This is a genomic window from Microbacterium sp. (assembly GCF_030149085.1).
In the GTDB taxonomy this organism is placed as follows: domain Bacteria; phylum Actinomycetota; class Actinomycetes; order Actinomycetales; family Microbacteriaceae; genus Microbacterium.
In genome coordinates, this window is sequence record NZ_JASBSF010000357.1 from 1 (window position 1) to 3,270 (window position 3,270).

Here is a 3,270-nt window from a genome sequence, read left to right on the forward strand (position 1 = left end):
GGGACGACGGCATCCCGCTCCTCCACGGGCACACTCACGCGCGCGACCACGGCCCGAACGGTCATCAGTTCCACGTGGGCGTCGACGCTCACGACTTCGCGCCGATCCCGTTCAGCGTGATCGACGCCTGGATCCGCGGCTTGCCTGAAAACGAGACGCGGCTGCAGACTGCAGTCCGCGAGGCACGGGAGGTCATCGCCGACCTGGACGACACGCCGCCATCGAGCATGGACTTGATGTTCTTCATGCAGGCCTTCGACGAACTTCACATGCACCTCGAAGAACTGCTGGCCGCCGTCGACGACGTCGAGCAAGTCAAAGGCGACGACGGTCAGGGTTCCCGATAGGATCGGCCATACCCGGATACATCCGGCTCAATCCGCATGGGGGCGTGAATGTCCGAGCCGTGGCTCTCTGCCGACGACATCGCTGAGCACTTGGGCGTGACCAAAGACACGGTCTACGCCTGGATCTCCGAGAAGGGGATGCCGGCGCACAAGGTCGGGCGTCTGTGGAAGTTCCAGGCGAGCGAGGTCGACGACTGGGTGCGCAAGGGGGATGCCGGATCGCCGGATTGACTCTGCCGGCCGAGATGTCGGCGGCCCGACGTATCCTGATCGACTTGCCATTTTCCAGGGGAGGAACCACGTGGATGAACCTGCGGTGACGCTCGCCTCGCTGCGCGCTGGGCAACGCCTGCGTGGCGTCATGCCCGGGCAGCCGGTGACGCTCGTCGGCGTGACGCCGCTGGATGATGCACTCGTCGAGATTTTCTTCCGTGACGACTCCGGCCGCACCGGTGAACGCATGGTCACCGATGCGGATGCCAGCAAGCTCGAACTTGTCACGGAGATGGGCAACGCGCCCGCGTTCGACGGCGACCCTGATGACTTCCGTCTTGCGGCCGAGGCGCTGCGCATCAAGTACGCCGCGCTCTACGACCCGATGGCGGCGGTGAACAGCTCGGACGTCGATCCGTTGCCACATCAGATCCGCGCGGTGTATGAGGAACTCCTCCCGCGGATCCCGCTGCGGTTCCTGCTCGCCGACGACCCTGGCGCCGGCAAGACGATCATGGCCGGTCTTTACCTCAAGGAGCTCATCCTCCGCGCCGACTGCGAACGAGCGCTGATCGTCGCCCCGGGCGGCCTCGTCGAGCAGTGGCGTGAAGAGCTGTCGCAGAAGTTCGATCTCTCGTTCGAGATCTTCAACCGCCAGATGGTCGACGACGCGCAGGGTCGCAACGTGTTCGCCGAGCACCCGTTCCTCATCGCACGGATGGATCAGCTCTCCCGCAGCGACGACCTGATCGAGCAGCTCTCCGACGTGACGTGGGACGCGGTCGTTGTCGACGAGGCGCACCGGATGTCTGCGCATTACTCCTCCTGGGCGGGTCAAGTCGACGAGACGAAGCGGTTCCGACTCGGCCGACTGCTCGCTGAGACCGCCCACAACTTCCTCCTGATGACCGCGACACCGCACGCCGGGAAGGAAGAGGACTTCCAGCTGTTCATGTCGCTGCTGGACCGGGATCGGTTCGAGGGCCAGTTCCGCGCCGGCGTTCATCGGACCGACACGCGTGGACTGATGCGCCGAATGGTGAAGGAGGAGCTCCTCACCTTCGAGGGCAAGCCTCTGTTCCCGGAACGCCGCGCCTACACGGTCGAGTACGAGCTCAGCGACGCAGAACGCGAACTGTACGAACTCGTCACCGGCTACGTCCGCACCGAGATGGGCCGCGCGGAACGCCTCGCGCAGGCTGGCGACAAGAAGCGCGGCAACAACGTGGGGTTCGCACTCACCGTGCTGCAGCGACGCCTCGCCTCGAGCCCCGAAGCGATCCTCCGATCGCTTGAGCGACGCCAGGTGAGACTTGAGACGCGTCTGCGCGAATGGCAGCGCGCGACCGACGAGGCCCGCTACAGCACCTCGATGACCGCGACCATCGACGAGTGGTCGACGGGCCGCGTGACTCTCGACTTCGAGGACGCGTCCAACACGATTCCGAGCTTCGATCCCGACGAGTTCGATGATCTCGATGAAGAGGTCGCCGAAGAGGAACGCGCCCAGTTCGAGGCGCGTGTCGACGAGGTCGTCGATCTCGCCACTGCTGCCGAGTCGATCGGCGAACTCCGGGCCGAAATCGCGATCCTCGAAGACCTCATCCGCGTCGCGCGCCGAGTACGGCTGCTCGACGATGACAAGAAGTGGGTGCAGCTGCGGACCATCCTCGACGACCAGCTCCTCGTCCACGACGACTCGGGCGAGCCGCGCAAGATCATCATCTTCACGGAGCACAAAGACACCCTCGACTACCTGCGCCAGAAGATCACAACGCAGCTGGGTCGCCCCGAGTCGGTCATCACGATTCACGGAGGCACCCGCCGCGAAGACCGCAAAGCGGCACGCGAGCAGTTCACCTACGACCGCAACACCGTCGTACTCCTGGCGACGGATGCCGCGGGCGAAGGCCTCAACCTGCAACGCGCACATCTCATGGTCAACTACGACCTGCCGTGGAACCCGAACCGCATCGAGCAGCGATTCGGCCGCATCCACCGCATCGGCCAGCGCGAGGTGTGCCACCTGTGGAACATGGTCGCGAAGGACACCCGCGAAGGGGACGTGTTCACCCGGCTACTTTCGAAGATCGACCAGATGTCGATCGCGTACAACGGCAACCTCTTCAACGTCCTCGGCGATGCGGATGCCTTCCAGGAGAAGTCGCTCCGTGAACTGCTGATCGAGGCGATCCGGTACGGCGACGAGCCCGAACGCAAGGCCGAGCTCGACCGCGTCATCGACGCGAGCGTCGCCCACGGGCTCGACACCATGGTCGCCGAGCGCGCACTGCACCCCGAGATGTACTCCTCTCTCAACCTCGAAGAGATCCGCGGACGGATGGAGAAGGCCCGCGAGCGACGCCTGCAACCCGGCTACATCGCGGCGTTCTTCCTCCCCGCCTTTGAGCGCCTCGGCGGTCGCATCCGCCGGCGCGAGAAGGGCCGATACGAGATCACGCGGATACCACAGCGCGTCATCGACACGGCACGCCGACTCAACCGGTGGGCACCTGTGCCGGAGCGGTACGAACGAGCCACGTTCGAGACTGCACACGTTCGCCCCGAGAATCAGACACAGGCGGCACTTCTCGCCCCCGGCCACCCGCTCCTCCAAGCGGTCATCGAACTCACGATCGAAGACCTCGGGCCCGTGCTCAAACGAGGAACCGTGTTCGTCGATCGCCGTGAACAGCAATCCGAGCACACT

Annotated in this window: 3 protein-coding genes; all 3 read left to right on the plus strand. The window is 64.9% G+C overall.

Features of this window, described 5'->3' with window-relative positions:
* Positions 1-347 (plus strand): hypothetical protein (locus Q1V87_RS14525; protein ID WP_300594389.1); only part of this gene is annotated, 347 nt, incomplete at its 5' end.
* 48 nt (positions 348-395) lie between these two features.
* On the plus strand, positions 396-578 hold the full coding sequence (locus Q1V87_RS14530) for a helix-turn-helix domain-containing protein (protein ID WP_275277692.1): 183 nt from the start codon (positions 396-398) through the stop codon (positions 576-578).
* A 70-nt stretch (positions 579-648) separates the two neighbouring features.
* On the plus strand, positions 649-3,270 hold a 2,622-nt coding region (locus Q1V87_RS14535), incomplete at its 3' end, for a helicase-related protein (protein WP_300594395.1).